The 22,350-nt window shown below is 65.7% G+C and carries 18 protein-coding genes; all 18 read right to left on the bottom strand.

What is annotated here, in order from left to right; translation table 11 throughout:
- Positions 1-14: 14 nt before the first annotated feature.
- The 18 genes from ACOQFS_RS21190 to ACOQFS_RS21275 all read right to left on the bottom strand — a co-directional run bounded on the left by ACOQFS_RS21190 (position 15) and on the right by ACOQFS_RS21275 (position 22,119).
- On the bottom strand, positions 15-1,349 hold the full coding sequence (locus tag ACOQFS_RS21190) for a prepilin-type cleavage/methylation domain-containing protein (protein ID WP_421564786.1): 1,335 nt from the start codon (positions 1,347-1,349) through the stop codon (positions 15-17).
- A complete protein-coding gene (locus ACOQFS_RS21195; protein ID WP_421564787.1) occupies positions 1,346-2,584 on the bottom strand; it encodes a prepilin-type cleavage/methylation domain-containing protein in 1,239 nt (412 codons plus the stop codon). Before ACOQFS_RS21195 ends, ACOQFS_RS21190 begins: the two co-directional genes overlap by 4 nt.
- Positions 2,581-4,800, bottom strand: coding sequence for a hypothetical protein (locus ACOQFS_RS21200; RefSeq protein WP_421564788.1), 2,220 nt, complete (start codon positions 4,798-4,800; stop codon positions 2,581-2,583). Before ACOQFS_RS21200 ends, ACOQFS_RS21195 begins: the two co-directional genes overlap by 4 nt.
- A gap of 22 nt (positions 4,801-4,822) precedes the next feature.
- Positions 4,823-5,542, bottom strand: coding sequence for a prepilin-type cleavage/methylation domain-containing protein (locus ACOQFS_RS21205; RefSeq protein ID WP_421564789.1), 720 nt, complete (start codon positions 5,540-5,542; stop codon positions 4,823-4,825).
- A gap of 59 nt (positions 5,543-5,601) precedes the next feature.
- Entirely contained in the window at positions 5,602-6,171 is a 570-nt protein-coding gene (locus ACOQFS_RS21210) for a hypothetical protein (protein ID WP_421564790.1), read from the bottom strand.
- A 128-nt stretch (positions 6,172-6,299) separates the two neighbouring features.
- Entirely contained in the window at positions 6,300-7,571 is a 1,272-nt protein-coding gene (locus tag ACOQFS_RS21215; RefSeq protein ID WP_421564791.1) for a type II secretion system F family protein, read from the bottom strand.
- 7 nt (positions 7,572-7,578) lie between these two features.
- Positions 7,579-9,327 (bottom strand): GspE/PulE family protein, encoded by a 1,749-nt coding sequence (locus ACOQFS_RS21220; protein WP_421564792.1) that lies wholly within the window; start codon positions 9,325-9,327, stop codon positions 7,579-7,581.
- The gene (locus ACOQFS_RS21225; protein ID WP_421564793.1) at positions 9,311-10,936 is read right to left on the bottom strand and encodes an AAA family ATPase; all 1,626 of its coding nucleotides are present in this window, start codon (positions 10,934-10,936) and stop codon (positions 9,311-9,313) included. The genes ACOQFS_RS21220 and ACOQFS_RS21225 overlap by 17 nt, the downstream gene beginning before the upstream one ends.
- On the bottom strand, positions 10,933-11,943 hold the full coding sequence (locus ACOQFS_RS21230) for a tetratricopeptide repeat protein (protein ID WP_421564794.1): 1,011 nt from the start codon (positions 11,941-11,943) through the stop codon (positions 10,933-10,935). The genes ACOQFS_RS21225 and ACOQFS_RS21230 overlap by 4 nt, the downstream gene beginning before the upstream one ends.
- Positions 11,940-13,724 (bottom strand): pilus (MSHA type) biogenesis protein MshL, encoded by a 1,785-nt coding sequence (gene mshL, locus ACOQFS_RS21235; RefSeq protein ID WP_421564795.1) that lies wholly within the window; start codon positions 13,722-13,724, stop codon positions 11,940-11,942. The genes ACOQFS_RS21230 and mshL overlap by 4 nt, the downstream gene beginning before the upstream one ends.
- A gap of 96 nt (positions 13,725-13,820) precedes the next feature.
- Positions 13,821-14,411 carry a hypothetical protein gene (locus ACOQFS_RS21240; protein ID WP_421564796.1) on the bottom strand — a complete coding sequence of 197 codons (591 nt, stop codon included), beginning with the start codon at positions 14,409-14,411 and terminating at the stop codon, positions 13,821-13,823.
- Positions 14,408-15,715, bottom strand: coding sequence for a hypothetical protein (locus ACOQFS_RS21245; RefSeq protein ID WP_421564797.1), 1,308 nt, complete (start codon positions 15,713-15,715; stop codon positions 14,408-14,410). The genes ACOQFS_RS21240 and ACOQFS_RS21245 overlap by 4 nt, the downstream gene beginning before the upstream one ends.
- Positions 15,712-16,212, bottom strand: coding sequence for a hypothetical protein (locus ACOQFS_RS21250; RefSeq protein ID WP_421564798.1), 501 nt, complete (start codon positions 16,210-16,212; stop codon positions 15,712-15,714). Before ACOQFS_RS21250 ends, ACOQFS_RS21245 begins: the two co-directional genes overlap by 4 nt.
- The gene (locus tag ACOQFS_RS21255; RefSeq protein ID WP_421564799.1) at positions 16,213-17,139 is read right to left on the bottom strand and encodes a type II secretion system protein; all 927 of its coding nucleotides are present in this window, start codon (positions 17,137-17,139) and stop codon (positions 16,213-16,215) included. It lies immediately after the preceding gene.
- Between the two features lie 67 nt (positions 17,140-17,206).
- A complete protein-coding gene (locus ACOQFS_RS21260; RefSeq protein ID WP_421564800.1) occupies positions 17,207-18,055 on the bottom strand; it encodes a type II secretion system protein in 849 nt (282 codons plus the stop codon).
- Between the two features lie 22 nt (positions 18,056-18,077).
- Complete coding sequence (locus tag ACOQFS_RS21265) at positions 18,078-18,944, bottom strand: type II secretion system protein (protein WP_421564801.1); 867 nt, start codon at positions 18,942-18,944, stop codon at positions 18,078-18,080.
- Positions 18,945-19,616: 672 nt separating this feature from the next.
- Positions 19,617-20,783, bottom strand: a complete 1,167-nt coding sequence (locus ACOQFS_RS21270) for a Gfo/Idh/MocA family protein (RefSeq protein ID WP_421564802.1) — start codon at positions 20,781-20,783, stop codon at positions 19,617-19,619.
- Positions 20,784-21,105: 322 nt separating this feature from the next.
- Positions 21,106-22,119: a sugar phosphate isomerase/epimerase family protein gene (locus ACOQFS_RS21275; protein WP_421564803.1), complete on the bottom strand. Its 1,014-nt coding sequence runs from the start codon at positions 22,117-22,119 to the stop codon at positions 21,106-21,108.
- Positions 22,120-22,350: the final 231 nt, after the last annotated feature.

Below are 22,350 nucleotides of genomic sequence, written 5' to 3' on the forward strand. Positions count from 1 at the left end.
CGGTCATCAAATCTCTAGTGGCCAATGGCATCAGCCCTCAGCGCGTTGGTGTTGATGTCGCGGGATAAATTGGTCATTGCGGTGGTGCGCGTCGCGAAATCATCAAAAACATCTTCGGCTTCCGCCAGGGAAAGCGCTGCGTCCACAACCGCTGCCGCCGCCGCAATGTCACTGGCCACTGCCAAACCAATGCCCACGGCTGCCAGTGCAATCTGAAATGCTCTGGCGCCCACAGACATGGTGGTATCCGCCACGGCAGACACCATCTCTTTGGCGGCGTCCAACGACCCTGCTGCAGCAGAAAGCGCACCAGCCGCGGCCGCCGCCACGTCAGCGCGAGCCAGCACCACAGCGATATAGAGTTGGTCACGGTAGTCATACATGGCGCGCTCCATCACGAACGCGCCCGTCGCCACATTGAAATGCGCATGCGAAATCGCAGACAGCGCCGCACCGCATTGCAGCTCGGTAAACAGTTCGTAATGACTAGCGGCAAGCACGATGTCGTCGTACTGGTCGCTCACGGCCTGCGCAGGCGAGGCAAAAGTGGGGTCGGCATTGGAAGCTGTGGCGTTGGCACCGTCGAAGGCCTGGCCGTTGCCCTGTGCATCCAGCAGCCCCGGCGCAGCGACTACGAACGCAGCGATACGTCGGTTTGCGCCAACCTGCGTGGCAAGGCGGCCTGCGGGAGCGACCAGGTCATCGCTGGCGGTGTTCAGCGCCAAGCAAATGTCGATGAGGTTGACCGCATTCACTACGCCCAAGGGACATGCCGGGTCGGCTGCCGCGTCGCACGCCGGATTGAGCGGCGCTGCATCGTTGCCAGACTGGGTCATTCCCAGCACGCTGTTCAGGCTGGGCAGCACCGCGGGAATGGGGGGGGAATTCGGGTTCGGTGCCTCTGTATGGTTCTGAGGTTTGGGGTCTGGGGTGCGCACACGCAGGGGATTCATGCGGTCGCGCACCACTGCCAGATCCCGGTCCTGAGGCGCTGCTGCCATCGTGGCGCCTGAAGGAGCACGGTACACGCCATAGCGCAGACGACCCGCTTCGGGGCGCGGAAGACTCAGCGTACGCCAAGGCAGGTAGCCCATCTGTCGGATGTCAGTGCCATCCGTACAAGACTCAACGCCGTTGGTGTCCGCGGCCGGACATGGCAACCTGTAATGAGAATGCAGATAGCCCACCAGCGCCTGCCGCGACTGCTGCTGTGCATCCATTTGCACGCCCGCAACCCGATGCCGCTCTGACAACTGCCAGAAAATCACTGCGCCGGGCAGTATCAGTCCCAGGGCCAACAACACCAGCGACAACTCGACCAATGTGAAACCCAGCATGCGGTGTTTCATGGGTTTAGCCCTTTCTCGTCCAGCCGGGTTGCCGCGGTCAGCGCCTGGGTAAACGTTTCAAACACTCTGATCACATAGGCTCGCGAGGCAAGTTCCTTGTCTTTGGAATCCTGCAGGGCCTGCTGGGCTTCAATAAGATCGTCAGCCGCAAAACCTACCTCCACGGCTGCAGTGACCACATTGGCTGCGGACAGCGCCAAGCCAAAAATCGTGATCCCTTCGGTATTGGCGGCTGAAGCGACGGCGAGGGCTGCACTGCCTGCGGCCAAGGCTGCGTTCATGGCCGCCATGATGACGCCCGTTTCCGCGGCTTCCAGGGCCGACTCGGCCTGCGTGATGTCAAACACTCGAAGCGACCAATACTCCTGCACCACCCGCACGTTGTCATAGGCGGTGTAAGCCCCCTGCGCCGCTGCATGCATGGCACCCAGGCGCGCCACGCAGCCGACGCGGGCCGCAAGATCACCCGGGCCTACCGCAACGGACAGGTCATCGAAATTATTGTCCTGCGCACGTCCAGGCAAATCGAACCTGAACCCCGCTGCACCGCCCGGCACGTTGCTGCCTTCAAACACGCCGTTAGCACCCGGATGCGCTATCACAAACGCGACCGGAGTACTGGCACTGAGATTGCCCACAGTGAGAACGCCCGCCACCGTCGGATCGGCCGCGAGCCGCCGCACCACACGACACCAGTCCAGGCCATTGATGGCGGCACGCCGGCCGCTTGCTGCCGTGATGGCGTCCGTCAAGGCGGCCGCAGCAGCATTGACGCCCGCATCGGTCGCCAGCGCCAAGACCGGAATGGTGGGGCTGTAATTGAGATTCAAGTCGGGGGACGCCGAGGCCGCCGGGGCACTGGCCAGATCCAGCGAAGCGCCACGATTGACGCCATAGTGCAATTGCCCCATTCGGCTGGGCAAGCCCAGGGTGCGCCATGGCAACAGAACGGCAGCCGCGCTTGTGTTGCCACAGTCTTCGTTCCCGTTGGTACTTGACGCAGCGCATGGCAGCCTGTGATTGGCCAGCACAAACCCTTCTACCGCCGCTTGCGCTTCAGCCAACTGGCTAATGATGGCAGAGCGCTCCATAGGCGCGCGCGTGTCGGCCACCCAGCGCCACGTGAATATCCCAATCACCCCGACGACGGCCATGGCAACGCCCAACTCCACCATCGACAGCCCGGCCTGCAGCCGGTGCGACGGGGACCGAACCTCAGCGCTCTTGAACATCATCGCGTGCCTCCCTTGCGGTCCACGTCCGCCAGGATGGCCTCTGCCTGCTCCGGCGTCATGGGCACCACGGCCGAGCCTGTGGCGTTGCAGGGCGGTGGGTTGTTGACACGGTTTTGAGCTTCCAACAACCGGGCATCAGCCGTGGTCTTTCGATCTTGGGCCGCCGCAAGGCGCTGATTCAGCGCATCGAGCTCCTTCTGCAACTTGACGGGTTTGAGGTACTTGGCATCGGTGCTGGGGCTGGTCATAGCGCCCAATCCAAAAAGATCGACCAAGGCAGAACTCAACTGCCCGGCGCTGTTGATGTTGACATCTCCCACCTGGCAGGCCGATGTGCATCCATGAGCAACCAATACTCCACTGCTGTTATAGATGTTGTAGCGAGCCGTGCCGTTGACGAAGTTGGCAATCGCGGACTGATAGCTCGTCTGCGCCGTGGAGTAGGCGGTGGTGGCAGCGGTCTGTGCTGCAAGGGCATTGTCCAGCGCCGTCTGTGCGGTAGCCAATTCGACCACAGCTTTGTCGCGAACCGCGGTCAGGCCGGCCACGTCACCTGCGAGTTTGAGCTCTGCATCCTTGCCATCGCGCTCATTCTGGAGTTGTGTTTTGTTGGGCGGGTTGGTCGCTATCAGCAGGTCCAGCGCAGCAATTTCATTGTTGAGCCGGGTGATGGTGCCTGGGATGTCTGCCAACATCGCGTTGTACTTGGCAACTTCGGTGGCCCAGCGGTCACGCAGCTGCGTGGCCTGCGTCACTTTGGAATCGGCTGCGGCACTGGCATATGACGCGTTGCCCCAAGTCCCCGCGGCCGTCAATAAGGTTGTGAGCAGCCCGTCAATCTGCGAACTCGCCTGGCCGTTTCGAATTAGGCTGGTCAGGCTATCGACGGCGGCAGTTCGCTGCGCGATCGCGGTGTTGAGTTCTGCCGTCTTGTTGTTGACGGCCGTAGTAGCTGCAGTCAATTCGGCGTTGGCATCCGTCACCTCTTGTTGCGCTATAGACAGCATGAGGTTATTCACGGTCGGATCCATCGGCGGGCAGATTTCGGCGGCCGTGGCATCGCTGTCAGCCAGTGTCAACGCTGTACCGGCAATGCCGGCTGCCACAGCATTGGCAACCACCGCCAGGCCGTTGGCGATGATCACGCCCCCAGCCAATCCAATCGCCACCGTGTGCTGGGGGGCGGCCGCACAGGCATTGACGGCCAAGCCCAGCGACGCTGCACAGATGGCCCACTCAGCAGCTGCATTCCCCGCATCCGATGCCCCTTCGGCCACGGCCAGGGCGATCTCCAGCGCCGTCATGATGGCGGCGAGCGTGCTGAACGCCACCGCACGCCGCGCCGAATCAATGTTGTCAGAGCGCATCTCTGCCACATCCAGCGCCACATCGTGCGCGAGTGCCACCGTGTTGATGGAGTCGATCAAAGGGCTGCAATGAAAGGCCGTCAGCAGGCTGTCGTAGGACCGCTCAAGCACGATATCGTTGTAGCTTGCCAGAAGTGAGCGCCGATGGGGGTCTTCCATGCGGTTTGCGTTGGCTGCGGCGCTGGAATTGGCACCGTCGAAAAGATCTCCGTCGCCATCCGCATCGTTGTTGCCCGGATGGGCCAGGGCATAGGCAGTCGCGCGCGGGGTCGGCGCATTGACCTGGGCCAAGGTGGGTGACATCGTTGTCGTACGGCCCGCTTCAAGCCGTTGACACAAGTCGGGTAGCGTAAGGATATCTGCAGGGTAGGAGCCACCACGCATGGCGAAAAAACCACCAGCCCCATCGTCATATTCAAGAGGGGTCCAGGTGTCAGTCAACATCGTGAGGTCGTTGGCACCTCCTTGGCGCTGAACGATGTAACGCAACTGGCCCACGTCCACTCCGGGGTCAACGCCCGCCATGCGCAAGGTTACTGTCGGCAGCCAACCCTTCTGAGTGGCCGGTGCGCCGCAATCCTGCAGCCCATCGCGGTCAACGTCCGGGCACGGAAAGCTGCGCGCTACAGTGGCATAGGCTATGAGTGCCTGATCCGCCTGCGCCAAGGCCTGGCGCTCCTGACGAGACGAATCCACCGCTGCACGCTCGCGCCATTCAAGGTAGCCCATCGTGGCAAGGCCAGACATGACTGCGATAAGCAGCATCACTTGCAGCAGGCCAAATCCGCCCGAACTGCGCGCTACGCGTCGGGACGAAAAGGGGGGATTGGTCGTAGACATCGACAGCATGAACATGTAGAAAAAGTTGCCGTCAGGGCAGGCTCTTGCGCAGCCAACCAGCGAGTTGCGCAGGCGATTCGGCGATCACCACGTCATCGGATGTAAATCGAAGCGGCGCTGAAGGGCTTGTCGCACACAGGCTGGTCAAAGCGTGTGGTGCATCCAGCCGGTCGCCGTCTCCGTCCTTGTCCTGAAGTGGCACCACCACCCAGTACGCAGCAACCATTACGCGATTGGCAGCGCAGTCGATGACTCCTGCCGCACCTCCGTCGCCCGTGAGATGTGTGCGCGTTGAAGATACTGCCTTTGTAGACGCGTTGTTCAACGCAACGATGAGGTCGGTGATATCTCGGTGCGTGGGCTCGCCCAGCGAGTCTCCCGTTCGCTCCAGTTCCAGCGCCAGATCTGCGTCTTGTGCAGGCGAGACGAGATTCGGCTCTCGAAAAACTGAATAGCGAGCACCTAACCGATCCGTGGGCAGTTCCAAACCTACGCTGACATAAGGAAACCAGCCTAGTTGGATACCTGAAGCACACGTGCCGCCGCTGAGCGCCTCATATCCATTCGGAAGGGTCGCAGGACAAGGAAGTCGTCCATTACGCAATACAAACGCCCGCAGGATCGACTGCAATTGCGCGGCGTCGGCCCGGCCGCGTTCGATTTCCTGTTGCTCAGATACCGTCGCGTATCCACTGAAAGCCGCCCAAGACATCAGACCCGCGACAGCCAGCGCGATCGCCACCTCGACCATGGACAGTCCCGTTTGAGCAACGCGTCTGCCCAATGCACCAGAGCGACTTGCACCTCGGTTCATGGAAGTTTCCCCGCACGTGTAGGCTTGGGCACGAAGGCCTGTATGGCTTTGGCCTCCACAGCCACACGCTCGCCCAGCGTACGCATTTCAGCCAGGACGACTTGCTGTCGGGCAGCATCCTTGGGCGACTTGCTCTTGATCAGGACTTGCAATTCCGCATTGAGCTCCTGCAATTTGGCGTTCAGGTCCAGCATGGTGCGCAGCGATTGAAAATAGCGAGGGTCAAAGCTAGGGCCAGACAGCGCTTCCAGCTCATCCACCAGAGCCCGCATCTTTTGCGGGGATGCCTGAGGCCCTTGAGCACTAAGCGCTCTGAACTCTGCACGCACTTCAGCCAAGCGGCGACGGCGGTCATGCTTCGCGACGTCTGTCTGTGGACTACTAGGTACCGCCAGCGGGGCCATGGATGCTGTGGGAGCTGGCGGCACAATTCGAGGACTCGCCGCTCGGGGAGGCGCGATATTGGCGACTGGCCCCAGTGGCTTGCCAGCCATCCACAAAAAAGTCGCGATCACGACCAACAGCAGCAGTCCAAGACTCCCACCGATCAAAACAGGCTTACGCATTCAGTCTCCTGCCCAACAGAACAGGCAGGCCTCGCCAGCAAATAAATTCACCAACAAACCTCTGGCCGACGCGGATGTTGGAATGTCGGTGCGAAACGGAACGAGCGACGAATCAGACGACCAGGACATCAGCCTCCCCCCATCGTCTGGTTGACCGATTGCCGCACCAGGTCGTAGATCGGCAGCAGCAGCGCCACGATCAGGAACAGGAACAAGCCACCGGCGATCAGGATGATCAAGGGCTTTAGGATTTCCGCCAGCGACTTCACCAGCACCTCCAGGCGCTTGCGGTAGTCGGCCGCCAGATGGGAGAGCTGCTCGTCGAGGCTGCCCGACTCTTCGCCCACCGAGATCATGCGCACCGCCATGGCCGGAAATCCGCCCACGCGCCGCATGGACGACGACACGGATTCGCCCCGCGAGACCGATTCGGCCACGTGGATGAGGCGCGTGCGGTAGTAGCGGTTCTTGGTGGCCCGCCCGAGGATGCGCAGGCTGGACACGAGATCGACCCCGGCCCGCACCAGGATGGACAGGTGCTCGGTGATGTGCGCCATGCCCGACGACACCAGCAGCGTGCGTGCCACGGGCAGGCGGTGCAGCACGGTGTAGGTGGCCAGCTGAAACCGCTCGGAACGCCGGAACAGGATGACCCCGGCCGCCACCACCACAAAGGTGACCAGCAGCACCCACGGCAGGTGCACCGACAGCAGGTCTGCAAACGCCACCAGGCCTTCGGTGATGGGTGGCAGCTTGGCCTGCAGCTGCTTGAACAGCCGGGCCATGTTGGGCACCACGTAGTAGATCCAGAAGATGGCCACGCCGATGATGGTGGCGAACACGAACGCGGGGTAAATCAGCGCGGTCTTGATGTCGCGCCGGATGTTGATCATGCGCTCCACGTGCTCTGCGGCCTCGCCCAGCATGCGGTCGAGCGTGCCTGTCTGGTCGCCGATGGACACGAGGTTGCGCACCGTTTCGGGAAAGATGTTGGGGTGGCGGTTGAAGGCCTCGGTCATGCCCACGCCGGCATTCAGGTCGTCCAGCATGTTGCGGGCCACCGCGGCCATGGCCGAGTTGCCCACGCTGTTGCTCTCGTCGACCAGCGTGGCGAGCGCATCCAGCGCCGGCACGCCCGCGCGCATCATCAGCCCCAGGTCGCGCAAAAACCCGGCCAGGTCTTCGCTGCGCACCTGGCGGCGAAACAGGTGCAGCACCACGTCGGTGACCATGGCCAGCCATGCCGGAAAGCGCCACAGGCTGATGACCGTGCCGTCGGTGTCCGATTCGAGCCGCATGCGCGCCGACAGGTCGCGCTTGACGGCCAGCCGCAGCAGGCCGGAGCGCACCGCCCCGTGCGGAAGCAGCACGCGGTAGTAGTACGTGTTGAGGTGGGCCATGCGCGTCTCAGTCCTCGCCCACCGTGCGCAGGATTTCTTCCATCGTGGTCTCGCCCGCCAGCACGCGGTGGCGCGCGAGCGTGAGGATCGGGCGCATGCCCGCAGCCAGCGCTCGCTGGCGCATTTCCGCGCGCGAGGCATCGGCCGCGATGGCATCGGCCAGGTCGCGGTTGACGACCAGCATTTCGTACACGGGCAGGCGGCCCAGATAGCCGGTGTCGCGGCACTGGTGGCAGCCCGCGCCATGGAACACCTGCGTGGTGTCGTCGGCATGGCCGCGCCCCAGCCAGCGGCGTTCGTCCTCGGTGGCCAGGCGCGGCGTGGCGCAGTGCGGGCAGATGCGGCGCACCAGGCGCTGGTTGATCACTGCCACCAGGTTCTCGGCGATGGTCTCGGTGTCCACGCCCAGCAGCTTGAGCCGCGGCATGACGCCAAAGATGGTGCCCACGTGCAGGGTGGACAGCACGAGGTGGCCGGTGGAAGACGCATCAAGCGCTGCGCGCGCGGTTTCCGCGTCGCGGATTTCGCCCACCAGGATGATGTCCGGGTCGTGCCGCAGGAAGTGCCGCATGGCGTTGGCGAACTCGTAGCCGGCGCGCCGGTTCACTTCGGTCTGGCAGGCCACAGGCACGCGGTATTCCACCGGGTCTTCCACGGTGAGCACGTTGCGCTCGATCAGCGGCTGCATGCGCAGCGCAGCGTGCAGCGTGGTGCTCTTGCCCGAGCCCGTGGGGCCGGTGATGAGGATAAGCCCGTGCGGACGCGAGAACGCCTTGGCCATCACGGCCACGTCGTCTTCCAGAAAGCCCAGGTCGGCCAGCTTGTCGAGATTGCTGCGCTCGGGCAGCAGGCGCAGCACCATGCGCTCGCCGAATTCGGAGATCAGCGTGGACACCCGGATGGTGTAGTTGTGCTCCATCACCACGGCGGTGAAGCTGCCGTCCTGCGGCAGGCGCTGCTCGCTGGCGTCCATGTCGGCCTGCAGCTTGACGTAGACCACCAGGCGGTCGAGTGCCGGTGCCAGCGCAAACACGGGGCGCAGCACGCCATCCACACGCAGCAGCACCGAGCGGCTGCGCGCCGTGGGTGCCAGGTGGATGTCGGTGGCGCGCTCGCGCACGGCCAGGTGCAGCATGTGCTCCAGCAGGCGCGCGGGGCTGTAAGCGCGGTCCACGTCGGCTTCGAGCTTGCGCACCTCGCTTTCGATCAGGCGTGCGGGCGGGTGTTCGGCAAAGTAGTAGTGCTGCTGGATGGCCTGCGCCACGCTGTCGAATTCGCCCTGGAAGAAGTGGCAGCGCTTGCCCAGCTTGCGCTGCACCAGCTCCGAGACCACGTCGGGCTGTGCGTCGCCCAGCACCACGTCGATGAGGCCGTCCTCGTTCTGCCGAACGGGCAGGAATCCATAGGTCAGGCACAGCGCGCGGTTGAACAGCCCGGCCACGGCGGTGTCGGGCTCGGGCATTTCGTCGGTGTTGACGAAGCGCAGGCCGCGCTGGTCCGCCAGCTGGCGGGCCACCTCGTTGGCGCTGGCAAAACCCAGCTCGACCAGAAGATTGCCCATGGGCACCTTCTCGATCTTCTGCTTTTGCAGCACGTAGTCGATGGCCACGGCCGAGACCAGCCCGGCATTGACCAGGGCCGCCCCGAGGGAGGGACTCTTTTCCCTGAGCACCGCCAGGCGCTCAGCCGCAGAGGTGCCAGTGGTTGGCAGCAACTCGCCCGAGTTCTCCTGCACGATTTCAGCGGGGGGATGCATCCTGGTGCTCCAAAAGTAAGAAGGTCAGTTCGTCGGGTTTGCCCGTGGCGGGCAGCCCTTGCTGCTGCTGAAAGCGGGCAAGCGCTTCTGCGGTCCTGGAGCCAAAGAAGCCGTCGTCGGGCTCGCGCAGGTCGAGCAGGCCCAGGCTGCGGAGCTTGCCCTGCACCTTGCGCGTGGCTTGCTGGGCGGCCGTGATGTGGCGCGCATCGCCACGTCCCAGCCATGCCACCCACGCCTCCTTGCCGACGGAGAACCGACACATGCGCGTGGAGGGTTTCCAGGCCGGGCTCGTGCCTTCGGGCAGGCGCTGCACCAGCACCATCTCGTCCGGCGAGGCCACGGACTGCAGCTGGATTTCGCACGCGCGGCGGCCCGATGGGTCCGCATCTGCCGGTCTGGCTGCAGCCTGCGCGGCGGCCACAGGCGGGGTCGCCAACGTTTCGGTGGACGATGGCGACGCAGCAGCGGGCAGCGCCGAGGACACGGGGGTGGGTGCCTGGGCAGGCGGCCGGGCGCGAGGCGTCGATACCCCGGCGCCCTCACCCGCCACACCGGCGGAGGGGGCCGATGCGGCAGGCTCTTGGCCCGGGCGCTCCTTCACTGTCGAGGTCTCGGAGGTCGCGGAGGTTGCAGAGATCGCGGCTCCGTCGCCGGGTGGCACGATGCGGTCCCAGTGGACAGCGGCCATGGCGGCCACGGTGGCGGTGGTGCCTGCCAGCAGCCCGGCCAGCAGCCAGGCCTTGCGCTTGCGGCCGGCGCCCGCGGCGCCTGCCGGGGCCGAGTCTTCCTCGCCCAGCGCGGGCAGGTCGGCCACGGCGCGCTGCACCAGCGCCGTCGTCACCACCGAGGCCCGGGTGCTCGCCAGGCCATACAGGCAGCGGTCCAGCACCAGGTGAATGCGGCGCAGGTTGCCTTTGGAGGCCCGGTGCAGCACATCGGCCGCGCCGGCTTCCATGCACAGGCGCCCCTCGGCGCCCGCCGCGTTCACGCGGAAGTCGAAGTAGCGCGCCACTTCATCCTTTTGCAGGCCGCGCAGGCGCGCATGCTTCACGATGCGGCTCTTGAGCTGGCGCAGCCCGGCCGTGGCCAGCGTTTCCTCCAGCTCCGGCTGCCCCACCAACAATATCTGCAGCAGCTTCTCCTGCCCGGTCTCCAGGTTGCACAGCAGGCGCACCAGCTCCAGCGAGTCCACGCTGAGGTTCTGCGCATCGTCGATGACCAGCAGGCTGATGTCGCCCGCCTGATGGCGTGCGATCAGAAACTCGGTCAGGCGCGCCAGGCCCTGCTCCACCGAGTCGGTGGGCGGCAGCCCGAAATCGGCCTGGATGGCCGAAAGCAGCGCACTGTCCTGCAAGAAGGTGTTCAGGATGAGTGCGGAATGGCAGTTCTTGCCCTGCAGCGTGTCCAGCAGCCGCCGCACCAGCGTGCTCTTGCCCAGGCCCACTTCGCCGGTCAGCAGCACAAACCCCTTGCGCGCTTCGATGCAGTGCACGATTTCCGCGAAGTCTTCCTCCAGCCGGGGCGTGAAGAAGTACGACCCCGCATCTGGCGTGGGAGGAAAGGGGTTGCGCGAGAGGCCGAGCGTCGCGTAGATGGGGCTGGCGGTCATTGGCGGGCGGCGGGGGTGAACTGGCCCAGGGCCGCGCGCAGCGCGGACGAGTCGGGATTCAGGCGAAGCGCACCGTCCAGCGTGGCACGGGCTTCTTCGGGCTTGTTCTGGCGCACCTGGATGCTGGCCAGGTTGATGGACGCTTCCTCGTCGCCGGGCATGCGCTCGAGGATCGTGCGGTAGCCGCTGGCGGCGGCGGCATCGCGGCCTCCGCGCAGGTCAAACCAGGCTTGCGCGCGCAGCAGGCCCAGCGAGCCGGCGGGCAGGCGCTCGCGCAGGGCGGCCAGTTCGCGCTCGGCATCGGCGCTGCGCCCTTCGCGCATGGCAGACACCAGGCGCGCAAAACGCACTTCGATCGGGGTTTCGTCCACGGCAGGTGCGGCGGCGGGTGGCTCCACCGGAGCGGCTGGGCGGCCCACGCGGGCCTGCCGCACGGGTGCAGGGCGTGGCGCAGGGGAGGCCACGGGTGCGGCAGCCGGGGAGGCCCCTGCCGCAGTCTGCGAGGTTGCGGGCGCGGGCGCGGCGGCCACCACCGGCGTTGCCGCTACCGGCTGCGCCGGGGCGGCTGGCACCGCAGCGGCCGGCATGGCCACGGGGGTTGCCACGGGTGGGGAGCCTTGCGCGGCCGCATCGCCACCGGCCACCGGCACCGAAGTGGCGGGTGCGGTGGTCCCGGTGGTCGCAGCCGTCGCGACCACCGCAGCTTGCGGCGCCGACAGATCCACCACGGGAGCCGACGCGGCAGCCAGCGGGGCGGGCACAACGGGCTGGGCTGCCACAGGCTGCGGCGCGGCAGACCGGCTCAGGTTCGGGTCAAAGCGGGGCTGGGTCTGCGTTTGCCACACATACCAGCCGCCCACCCCCACGCCCACCACGATCACGAATGCCAGCGCAGCGTCGACCCATGCAGGGCGCTTGCGGACCGGCGTGGCGGGTGCCCGCGGCAGCACACGCGGGGCGTCCTGCGGCGCGTCCATGGACTTCAGCGCGTCGTGGATGAGGCTCATAGCACACGCACCCGCAAAACGATGACCAGCTCGCGGCTGCCATGCACCTTGTTTTCGTTGCCGAACAGCTTGCCCAGCAGCGGAACATCGGACACCACCGGAGCGCCACGGTCGTTGTTGGAGCTGCGCTGGTCGATCAGGCCGCCCACCACCACCACATCGCCATCACCCACGTTGAGCGTGGTGGTCAGACCTTTGTAGCTCACCTTGGGCAGCGATACGAGGTTCTCGCCGCCCACTGCCACCAGCTGCAGGCTGGCCGGGTCCACATCGCTCTGCATGGGGTTGAGCATCAGCTCGATGCGGCCATCGTCGCGCACCATGGGCAGCACCCCCACCATCACGCCCGAGAACACCGTGTCGGTCTGCACGCTGGACGAGGTGGTGGACGCACCGCCACCGGGCACCGTTTGCGTGGACGCCGACTGCGACACATAGCGCGAACTGGTGCCCACCGACAGCAGTGCGGGCGTGCCATTGCGCACCTGCACGTTGGGGTTGGACAGCACCTTCAGGTTGCCGTAGGCGCGCAGCGCATTGATCACGATGCCGTAGTTGCTGCCCTGGTAGGACATGCCGAGCGCCGGGCCTGCCACGCTGCCGATGAGCTGCGCGGGGATGGAGATGGCGCGCGCCGGATAGCCCGTCCCGCCATTGGGCAGCGTGCCGGAACTACCGCCCAGCTGCATGGGCGACGAGCCAAACCCGGCGGCCAGGCGGCCCCGCAGGTTGGTCCAGTCCACGCCGAACTCGAAGTTGTCGGACAGCTGCACGTCGATCAGCTGCGCCTCGACATAGACCTGCTTGCCCAGCACCTTGTGCACCTGCGCCAGCATCTTTTCGACTGCGCGCATCTTGGACGGCCGGGCCTTGACGTACAGCGTGCCGGTCATCTTGTTCAGGGTGAAGCCGCTGTCGTCGCCCATGGTGGCCAGCGGTGCCTGGGGCACGGCGGGCGCACGCTGTGGCGCGGGCATGCCGGGCCACGGTGCGGTCTGCGATGCGCTGGCCGCCATGGCCAGGTTTTGCTGTTGCTGCTGGGCCGCGCGGTCCTGGGCGTTGTCGCCCAGCACGGCCTTGATGGCCTGCTCGATCTCCAGATACGGGTCGGAATTGCTGCCGCCCGAGCCTGCCATGGTGAGGCTGCCCTGCTGCGCACCCGTGCCGCCACCGCCGCCGCCACTGCTGCCGCCGCTGCCGCCCGAGGTGGTGCTGCCAAACACATTGCCGCCCGACCCCATCTGGATGCTGGACTTGGTGTTGAGGAAATTGAGCGAGAAGAACTTCTCTTCGGTCAGGTTCACGCGCAGCGTGTTGCCGCGAAACTCGCCCGCCACGTCATAGGTGCGCAGCACCTCGTTGAAGCCCTCGCGCAGCGTGACCTGGCGCAGGTGCATGTCGGCCAGCTGCCCGCCCTTGAGCACGTTCGGGTCCACGATCAGGTTCAGGTTGCCGGCGTCGGCAAACGCGCTCAGGATCTGGCTGATGCTCGCCTTGGACATCGCCACGTTGATGAGCTTGCCTTCGAGCGGATCGAACACCGGTGCCACGGGCGCAATCACCGGCGGGGTGGCCGCCTTGTTCATCTCGGCCAGCAGCATCTGCTGATGGATCAGCAGGCGCTGCGACTCCTGCGCAGCGTGTTCGCGCAGGTTGTCGGCCGCCTTGGTATCGGGGGGTGGCAGGCTGGTGGCGCTGCGGGGCGGCTGGTTGGCGCAGCCGCTGAGCACCAGTGCTGCGCACACCAGCGCCACGGGCTTGAAAAACGGGGTTGTAGTCATATCGCTGTCCTCGGCGCTGCTCGCGTGATCGTGATGCTTGAAGGGGTCATGAATGGTGGGATGGCGCCAGGGCCCTGCAGGCCACACCCGCGCCGGTCATGGAAGACTCCTGATGGGGCCAGGTGGCGCGCCGGTCGCGACGCCTGCGCGAAACTCCTGCGAATTGACGCTGGCCAGCGAACCGTCTGCCCAGCGCAGCGTGCCCACGCGCAGGTCGCCTTCCGGCAGGGTCAGCGTCTGGCGCCCCAGGCGTTCGGTCACCACGGCCTCGGAAGGCCGCACGCGCACCACGCGCCCGCCACCTTCCAGCCGGGCCCCCTGGCGCGCCAGCTGGCCGTCGATCACCACGGTCTGCCGTTCGGCCGCCAGGTCGTCAAGGTGCAGCGACAGGGAACGGCTCGGCATCTGGATGCTGCCGGCCACTGCACTGCCCGGCAAGGGCTGGGCGATCAGGCTCAGCGGGTTGGTGCCCGGGCTCGACGCCTGGGCCTGGATGCGCTCCATGGCCCCGAAGGCGTTCACCACGCGCGCCTGATCGCTGCGCAGCGCGGGTGGCAGTGGCGCCAGCTCCGTGATGACGGGGCGCACCGAGGGGGTGCGCGCCTGGCTCAGCTGCACCACCCCGTACAGCCCCCAGCCCAGCAGCAGCAGGGCCAGGCCGTTCAAAAGCAAAGCGGCGTATTTCATGGTTTCACAGTTCCTGGTGCGGAAGCGCCTGAGGTCGCCACCAGTTCATAAGAGAAAGCGCCCGGCACGCTGTAGGTCGGCTCCACCGCCTTGAGCGTCCAGCCCGCGGCGGCCAGCTCGGACACCCATCGCGTGACCGAAGCCGATGCGCCCAGCGGCGCCACGCCATCCACCCGAAAGGCCCGCACGCGCGCGAGGCCCGACGGAGGCTCCAGCCGAACGCGCTGGATGCGGATGTCCCGGCCCGATGCGGACTTGAGCAGCGCCATGAACGCCACCGGGTCATGGCGCGCACCCTCGTCCAGCGCCTTCGAGAACTCCGCCACCGGCAGCAGCTTCTGGGGCGCATCCACGGTCGATACCGCCTGGATGCGCTCATTCAGGGCAGCCAGCTCGCTGCGCTGGGCCCGCCCGCTCTCGCGCTGCTGATCGGCCATCTGGCCCAGCAGCACGCCCGCAATGGCCAGCACCAGGCCGACCACGGCGGTGAGCACCGCGATGGGCGCCACCCAGCGCTCGGACCGCCACGCCACGCGCTCCAGCAGCGGATTGAGCGCATGGCGCCCCGCCGCATCGCGGGCCAGTGTGGGCAGCACCGTGTGCACGCGCTCGCCCGCAAACAGCAGTTCGGTCGTGCCCAGCACCTGGGGTGCGCCGCCCAGGGCGTTGCGCACCACGCCGACGCAGGTATCCACATCGGCCGGCTGCGTGCTCCACAGCGTGCCCCACTCCACCGCATCAGCGCCCAGCCGCGACAACACCGCGCTGTAGTTGCCCGTGATCACCTGGGCCGCACTGGCAATGGCCGATGCGCCCGAGCCCAGCGCCTGGGTGGAGCCGAACACCATGCCTTCGTCCGACTGCGCAAAGCACATCAGCCGGCGCTGCGACAGCACGATGCGGGCACTGCCCGCCTTCACGCCGTGGCACAGCAGGCCCGCGGCGGTCATCACCAGGCAATGGTCGGCCTGCTCCGCCGCCCACTGCGTGCACCGCTGCCACAGCTCCAGCGAAAGCGCCGAAAAATACACCTGGAACCCGCCAGGCACCTTCACCAGCTTGTGCACCACCACGTGGGCGGCGCCTTCCACCAGGCCCTGCGTGCGCACCCGCTTTTCCACCAGGGCGGCGGCGTAGTCCGTCTTGCCTTCAAACCGCCACACATCGGTGAAGATGTCGTCCAGGTCCAGCACCACCAGGGCGCTGTGGTCCAGCTGCGGCCAGGCCGGCACGTCCTGCACCTGGTGGCCGTTGCAATGCAGCCAGCCGGAGCTGGCCACGCGGTAGATGTGTTCGTGGCTCATGGCTTTACCTTGGGCGCCAGGGCAGACACCGTCTGAAAATGCAGCGTGCCGCTCACACCCAGCGTCAGGCCGAGGTCGCCCGGCTGAGGGGGGTGAAACAGGCTCGCCTCGGGCGACACCGTGGCCAGGTCGAACATGTCGGCCACAAAGATGGCCCCTGCCCCGCCCCGCCCCAGCTCGCCCAGAAACTGCGCCGCCTCGGCCCGCGTGGCCGGACCCTGGGCGCGGCGCAGCCGGCGCTCGCCCCACTGTGCGGGGTCAAAGCCCAGGCGTTCCACCTGCATCGACACATCCTTGATGGACCGCACCAGCTGCTCGCGCTGCTGCACCTCGGGGATGAGGCGCCGGGCGTTGTCCACGGCCTGCTGCAGCTGCGCATGCTGCTGCTGCTCGAACGCCAGGCGCTTGAGCCCCTTGTGTGCCATGTAGGCGCCACCCCCCAACAGGGCCGTGGCCAGCGCCAGGGACACGAGCTTGAGTGCGCGGGTCGCGTTCAATTACTGCTCCATGATCCAGTGGGCCGTCAGCAGAATGACGCGGTCTTCGTCAAACGTGCGGCCCGTGGCGGTGCCGCCTGCACTGCCACTGTTGTTGGTCACGGCCTGGCGTGTGTCGCTGTTGGTCATTGCGCTGTTGGCTGCCGTGTTGGCAATGTTGTTGCCTTCGGTGTTGTTGGCTTCCCACTGCGTACCGGGTGCGTTTGCCTCAGCCGCTGCGGTGTGCGCGGGGCGGCTTTGAATGCGGAAACGGCCTTCGCGCGAGTCGGGCTTGCCGTCGATGACCTGGTCCATGAAGCGCGCCAGGTCGGGCGTCAGGCCCCGGATCACCATCACATTGCCCGCACCACTCGCAGAACCCGAGGTGTTCCACTGGAAGCACACCTGCATCTCCACGGCGTTGCCGTTGGAGTCGATGTACAGGAACCGGTCTTCATGCCCTTCACCACGGCCCGGGGGCATGCGCACACCGGCACGCGTCATCAGCGTCCGAAGGTTCTGCGTGGCCAGGCCGGCATCGCCCACGCCCACCTGCCCGGCGGTGTAGCCCTGGCCGCTGCAGATCTTCAAGCCGCGATTGGTGAAGTTTTCGGGAATGCCGGCCACCGCCATCGAGCCAGCGCGCGTGCAGGACGGGTTGCCGGCGGGAATCTCGGTTTCACTGCCGTTGACCATGTAGGTTGGCGCCTGCTGGCAGTCGCCCAGCACCACGCCCGTGCGCTGGTAATACTGGTCATAAGACATCTTCCACTGGTAGGCGAACTTGTTGATCGCCTTCTGGTATTCGGCGTTGCGCTGCACATCCTTGGCGATGGCCACGGCGCCGATGATCAGGCCGATGACGGCCAGCACGATGGCCAGTTCCACCAGGGTGAAACCTTGCTGCACCTTGCGGCCCAGCCTGCGAAACGATTGCATGTTGTTCATCGAAATCTCCGACGAGGGGTAAAGGGGTTGATGGGGAGAGAAGGGGCAGTGAGCGGCTGTGGCCCGCTCACTGGTTCATGCGGTAGATGGCGGTGACGATGGCGACCTGGTCTTCGTCAAAGCTGCGGTCGTTGGTGGTGCCGATCAGGTCGCGGTTGGTGGCCGTCCATTCCAGTCCGGGGCCGTTGACGGGCGCCGCTGGCCCGCCTGCGGCAGCCTGGTTGTTGAGGATGCCCTGCATGCGGAACCGGCCCTCGCGGGCATCGGGCTTGCCGTCGATCATCTGGTCCAGCGCCCGTGCCAGGTCGGGCGTCAGCCCGGTGATGACCATCACGTTGCCGGCGCCGTCGCCCACCGCGTTCGCCGCAGAGCCATTGGCCAGGGGCACGTTCCACTGGAAGCACACCTGGATTTCCTGCGGATTGCCGTTGGTGTCCAGGTACACATAGCGGTCTTCCAGCCCCTCTGCACGGCCCGGGGGCATGCGAATGCCCACACGGGTCATGAGAGCGCGCAGGTCGGGGTCGGTGCCATTGGTGAAGCCGCGCGTCATGCCTTGCCCGGCTGCAGCCCGGCAGATCGCGTTGGGGGGAGTGACGCCCGTCATGTCGCGGCCTGACCGCGTGCCGGCGGCCAGAAAGCGCTCGCCGTTCACCATGTTCTGCGGCGCCGTCTGGCTGTCACCCAGCACCACGCCCGTGCGCTGGTAATACTGGTTGTAGGCCTGCTCCCACTGGTCGATGAACTTGTTCTTGACCTTGGTGTATTCGGCATTGCGCTGCACGTCCTTGCCGATGGCCACCGCGCCGATGATGAGGCCGATGACGGCCAGCACAACGGCCAGCTCGACGAGCGTGAAACCCTGCTGGCGCGCGGAACGCGGGCGGCGGGAGGAATTCTTGAATACGTGGTTCATGATGTTGTTTCCCTCGCCCGGATTACTGGTTCATCTTGTAGATGGCGGTCAGGGTGATGACCTGCTCTTCGTCGCGGGTGTTGCCGGCGTCCGTCGCGCCCGTGGTGGCCGAAGGCGCGGCACCCCGGCCAAAGGTGTTGTTGGCCGCCCATTCAAGCCCAGGCCGGTTGTCGGTGGCGTTGGTGACACCCTGCAGGCGGAAGCGTCCTTCGCGGGCATCCGGCTTGCCGTCGATCATCTGGTCCAGCATTCGGGCCAGGTCGGGGGTCAGCCCCGAAATCACCATCACGTTGCCTGCGCCTGCCGCCGTGGTGGGGCGGTTCCACTGAAAGCACACCTGGATTTCCTGAGGAGCACCATTGGTGTCTGTGTAGACGAAGAGATCTTCCTGTCCTTCCGCACGGCCGGGGGGCATGCGGATGCCGGCGCGGGTCATGTAGGCACGCAGGTCATTCACGTTGACCGTGTACGGCGTGTCTGAACGCATCGCACCCGCCTCGGGGTTGCGGGCACACACTGGCGGGGGTTCAGAGCCTGCAGCCACCAGCGCCGCCATGTCACCACCCGACGTGGGGTTGGTGCCGGTGGCCACATACGCCGCCCCATTCACCATGATGCGCGGCGCCGTCTGGCTGTCGCCCACCACCACGCCGGTGCGCTGGTAGTACTGGTTGTACGCCTGCTCCCACTGGTCGATGAACTTGTTCTTGATCTTGGTGTATTCGGCGTTGCGCTGCACATCCTTGCCGATGGCAACGGCGCCGATGATGAGCCCGATGACGGCCAGCACGACGGCCAACTCGACCAGGGTGAAACCACCCTGCGCCGCTCGGGTGCCAGCGAGTCTGGGGGCGCGCCGGATGGGCAGGACGGAAAGAAGTGATCGCATGATTCCCTCAAGCGTTGAAAAAGAGTGAGCGCGAAGATTACTAAACGTAACCAAAGTAAACAAATTAAATATGGGGTCTGCAAACAAACGGCGCCCACGCTTTTCAGCCGCTCCCGGAACGTGCATTCATGGGTAATGAATGCCGTTGGAAGTCATTGAGAATCAGCCTAATTCTTGTTTTAAATCAATGGCTTGATCGAAACCCTCGTCTGCCGACCCCTCTTCTTGAGACGGTGCGCAAGCATCGCGCAGTTGCCCTTGCGTTTCCATAGTGCGTATGTATTAGTGACACAACAGCAACAAAAACAAACAATTAGATTACTGCTTTGATAGTTGATTGCTATTGAAAAATCAAGGGTTAACCCGTGCTCCAAACCGCGACGGGGATCAGCGCTGTCCCAGTCCTTTGCCGGGTCTTTCAGAGAGGTTTGATGCGGTCGCGCCGCGTCCGGGCGTGCATGAAGAAGCGCGAGGCCACCCGCGCGCAGCCGGTGTCAACAGCCCCAAGGTTGCATTGACAAGGCAGGGCACATCTGCAGCGCCCCTTTGAGGATGGGCTGCATAGCTCCCTGCGGTCGGTGGTAGCGAGGTCTCAGGCGGTCCGCGCTACCACCGACTCGCGAGGGCTATGCAGGACATCCTTGACCGGTGCGCCAGCGGTGTCAGGCCATGTCAGGCCACAGCGGTCCACTTGTGGTGGCTGGCCGAAGAGGCCACCACGCGCTCGATGAAATGCACGCCGCGCGCTCCGTCTTCCACGCGTGGGTAGTCGGCGTGCAGGGGGTCGGCCACGGTGCCCGCCAGCCGCGCGCGGATGTCGGCGGCCACGCCCAGGTAGACGTTGGCAAAGGCTTCGATGAACGCCTCGGGGTGGCCCGCTGGAATGCGCCCGGCGCGCAGCGCTGCGGGGCTGAGCCAGGGCGAGCCGCGCGTGAGGATGCGGCGCGGGCCGTCCACCGGGGAGTGGATGAGCTGGTTGGGGTCTTCCTGCCGCCAGGTGATGCTGCCCAGCGTGCCCGAGACCTGCAGGCGCAGGTCGTTCTCCAGCCCCGCCGCCACCTGCGATGCCACGATGAAGCCGCGCGCGCCGCTGTCGTAGCGCAGCAGCAGCTGGCAATCGTCGTCCAGCCTGCGCCCCGCGCCAAAGGCCGTGAGATCCGCACACACCCAGGCGGGGTGCTGGCCGGTGACGGTGGCGGCCAGGTTTTCGGCGTGCGATCCGATGTCGCCCAGCGTGCCGGCACTGCCGCTGCGCGCCGGGTCCAGCCGCCAGTCGGCCTGCTTGTTGGCGCCGCCCTCTTCCACCGCGGTGGCCAGCCAGCCCTGGTTGTATTCGACCGTGATCTTGCGCAGCTGGCCCAGCGCGCCGGTCTGCACCAGGTGGCGCGCCTCGCGCACCATGGGGTAGCCCGTGTAGTTGTAGGTCACGCCGAACACGGTGCCCGCCTTCTTCACGGCGGCCACCAGTTCATCGGCCTGCGTGCTGGTGTGCACCAGCGGCTTGTCGCACACCACATGGAAGCCCGCTTGCACAAAGGCCAGCGCCACCGGGTGGTGCACGTGGTTGGGCGTGACGATGCTCACCAGATCGATGCGCTCGTGCGCGGGGCGGCGCAGCTCGTCGGCCAGCAGGTCCTGCCAGCTGCCGTGGTTGCGGTCATCGCGCAGCCCCAGCTCGGCACCCGATGCGCGGGCACGATCGGGCGATGACGACAGCGCGCCCGCCACCAGCTCGAACTGGCCGTCCAGCGCCATCGCCTTGCGGTGCACCGCGCCGATGAAGGCACCGTGGCCGCCGCCGACCATGGCGTAGCGGAGCTTTCTGGGTTCACTGGACATACGGAAGGCCTTTGTTTGTTGTTGTGATGGTGGGTACAGATGTAGTGGGTGGTAATCGCAGGAAGGTGTGGCCGCTGGACGATGGCGATGCGTTCCGAGCACCCTTCACCGAACTCCCCAGCCCGTTCACCCTGAGCCTGTCGAAGGGCTGCACCTGCCGTGCCCTGGCTTCGACAGGCTCAGCCCGAACGGGTTGGGGGTCGAAAGCAATGTGCGGCATCGCCCTGGCTTTGACAGGCCTGTCCTGAACCACGTCGAAGAGTTCAGCCCGACCGGCTTAGGGCGACTTGAGGGATGACCCCATGCACTGCCACGCCAGCCCTCACACACTCTGCTTGTCCCGCGCAAACACCGCGTCGAACGCACCCGCCGCCGGCTTGAAATCCAGCCGCTTGCAGAACGCTGCGCTCTCCGTGGCGCCGTGCACGCGGTCCATGCGGCTGTCTTCCCACTCCACCGACAGCGGGCCCTGGTAGCCGATGTCGTTGAGCGCCACGATGATGGATTCGAAATCGACCATCCCGCGCCCCACGCTGCGAAAGTCCCAATTGCGCCGCGCATCGCCAAAGCTGGTGTGGCCGCCAAACACACCCACCGTGCCGTCGCCCTTGCCCCACCACACGTCCTTCATGTGGGCGTTGTAGATGCGATCGCCAAACTGGCGGATGAACCGGATGTAGTCCACGCCCTGGTAGGCCAGGTGGCTGGGGTCGTAGTTGAAGCCGAAGCGCTTGTGGCCGCCCACCGCCGCAATCGCGCGCTCGGCCGATGCGATGTCGAACGCGATTTCGGTGGGGTGCACTTCGAGCGCAAAGTTGATGTCGTGCTGCTCGAACACATCCAGGATGGGGCCGAAGCGCTTCGCGAAATCGGCAAAGCCCTTGTCCCAGTATTCCTGCGTGGTGGGCGGGAAGGCATAGATCGAATGCCACACCGACGAGCCGGTGAAGCCCGTCACCGTCTTCACGCCAAATTGGGCGGCGGCACGCGCCGTGTCGGCCAGCTCGGCCGCTGCGCGCTGGCGCACGCCTTCGGGCTCGCCATTGCCCCACACATGGGGCGGCAGGATGGACTGGTGGCGCTCGTCGATCAGATCGCACACCGCCTGCCCCACCAGGTGGTTGCCGATGGCGAAACACGAAAGGCCGTGCTGGGCCAGCAATGCATGCTTGTCTTTGACGTACTGGGACGACGACAGCGCCTCTTGCACGTTGAAATGGTCGCCCCAGCAGGCCAGCTCCAGGCCGTCGTAGCCCATGCTTTTGGCCAACGGCGCAAGCTCTGCCAGGGGCAGGTCGGCCCATTGGCCGGTGAAGAGGGTGACGGGTCTTGGCATGGTGGCTCCAAGGGGAGTGGATAGAAGTTTCGTAACGGCTGAAAGCTATATTTTTAATAGCTGTCAGCGCTTTATGGATAAGCGCTGAAGCCCAATTTGGCTTGATTTTTCACATCACTCAGATCGCCCTCACTCCCTCTCCCCTCGCGGGAGAGGGCCGGGGAGAGGGGGAGTGAAACCGGCGCGGCGCTAGTGCAGCCGCCCCCCTCTCCCCCACCCTCTCCCGCGAGG

The sequence above is a fragment of the Paracidovorax sp. MALMAid1276 genome (assembly GCF_049198005.1).
In the GTDB taxonomy this organism is placed as follows: domain Bacteria; phylum Pseudomonadota; class Gammaproteobacteria; order Burkholderiales; family Burkholderiaceae_C; genus Acidovorax.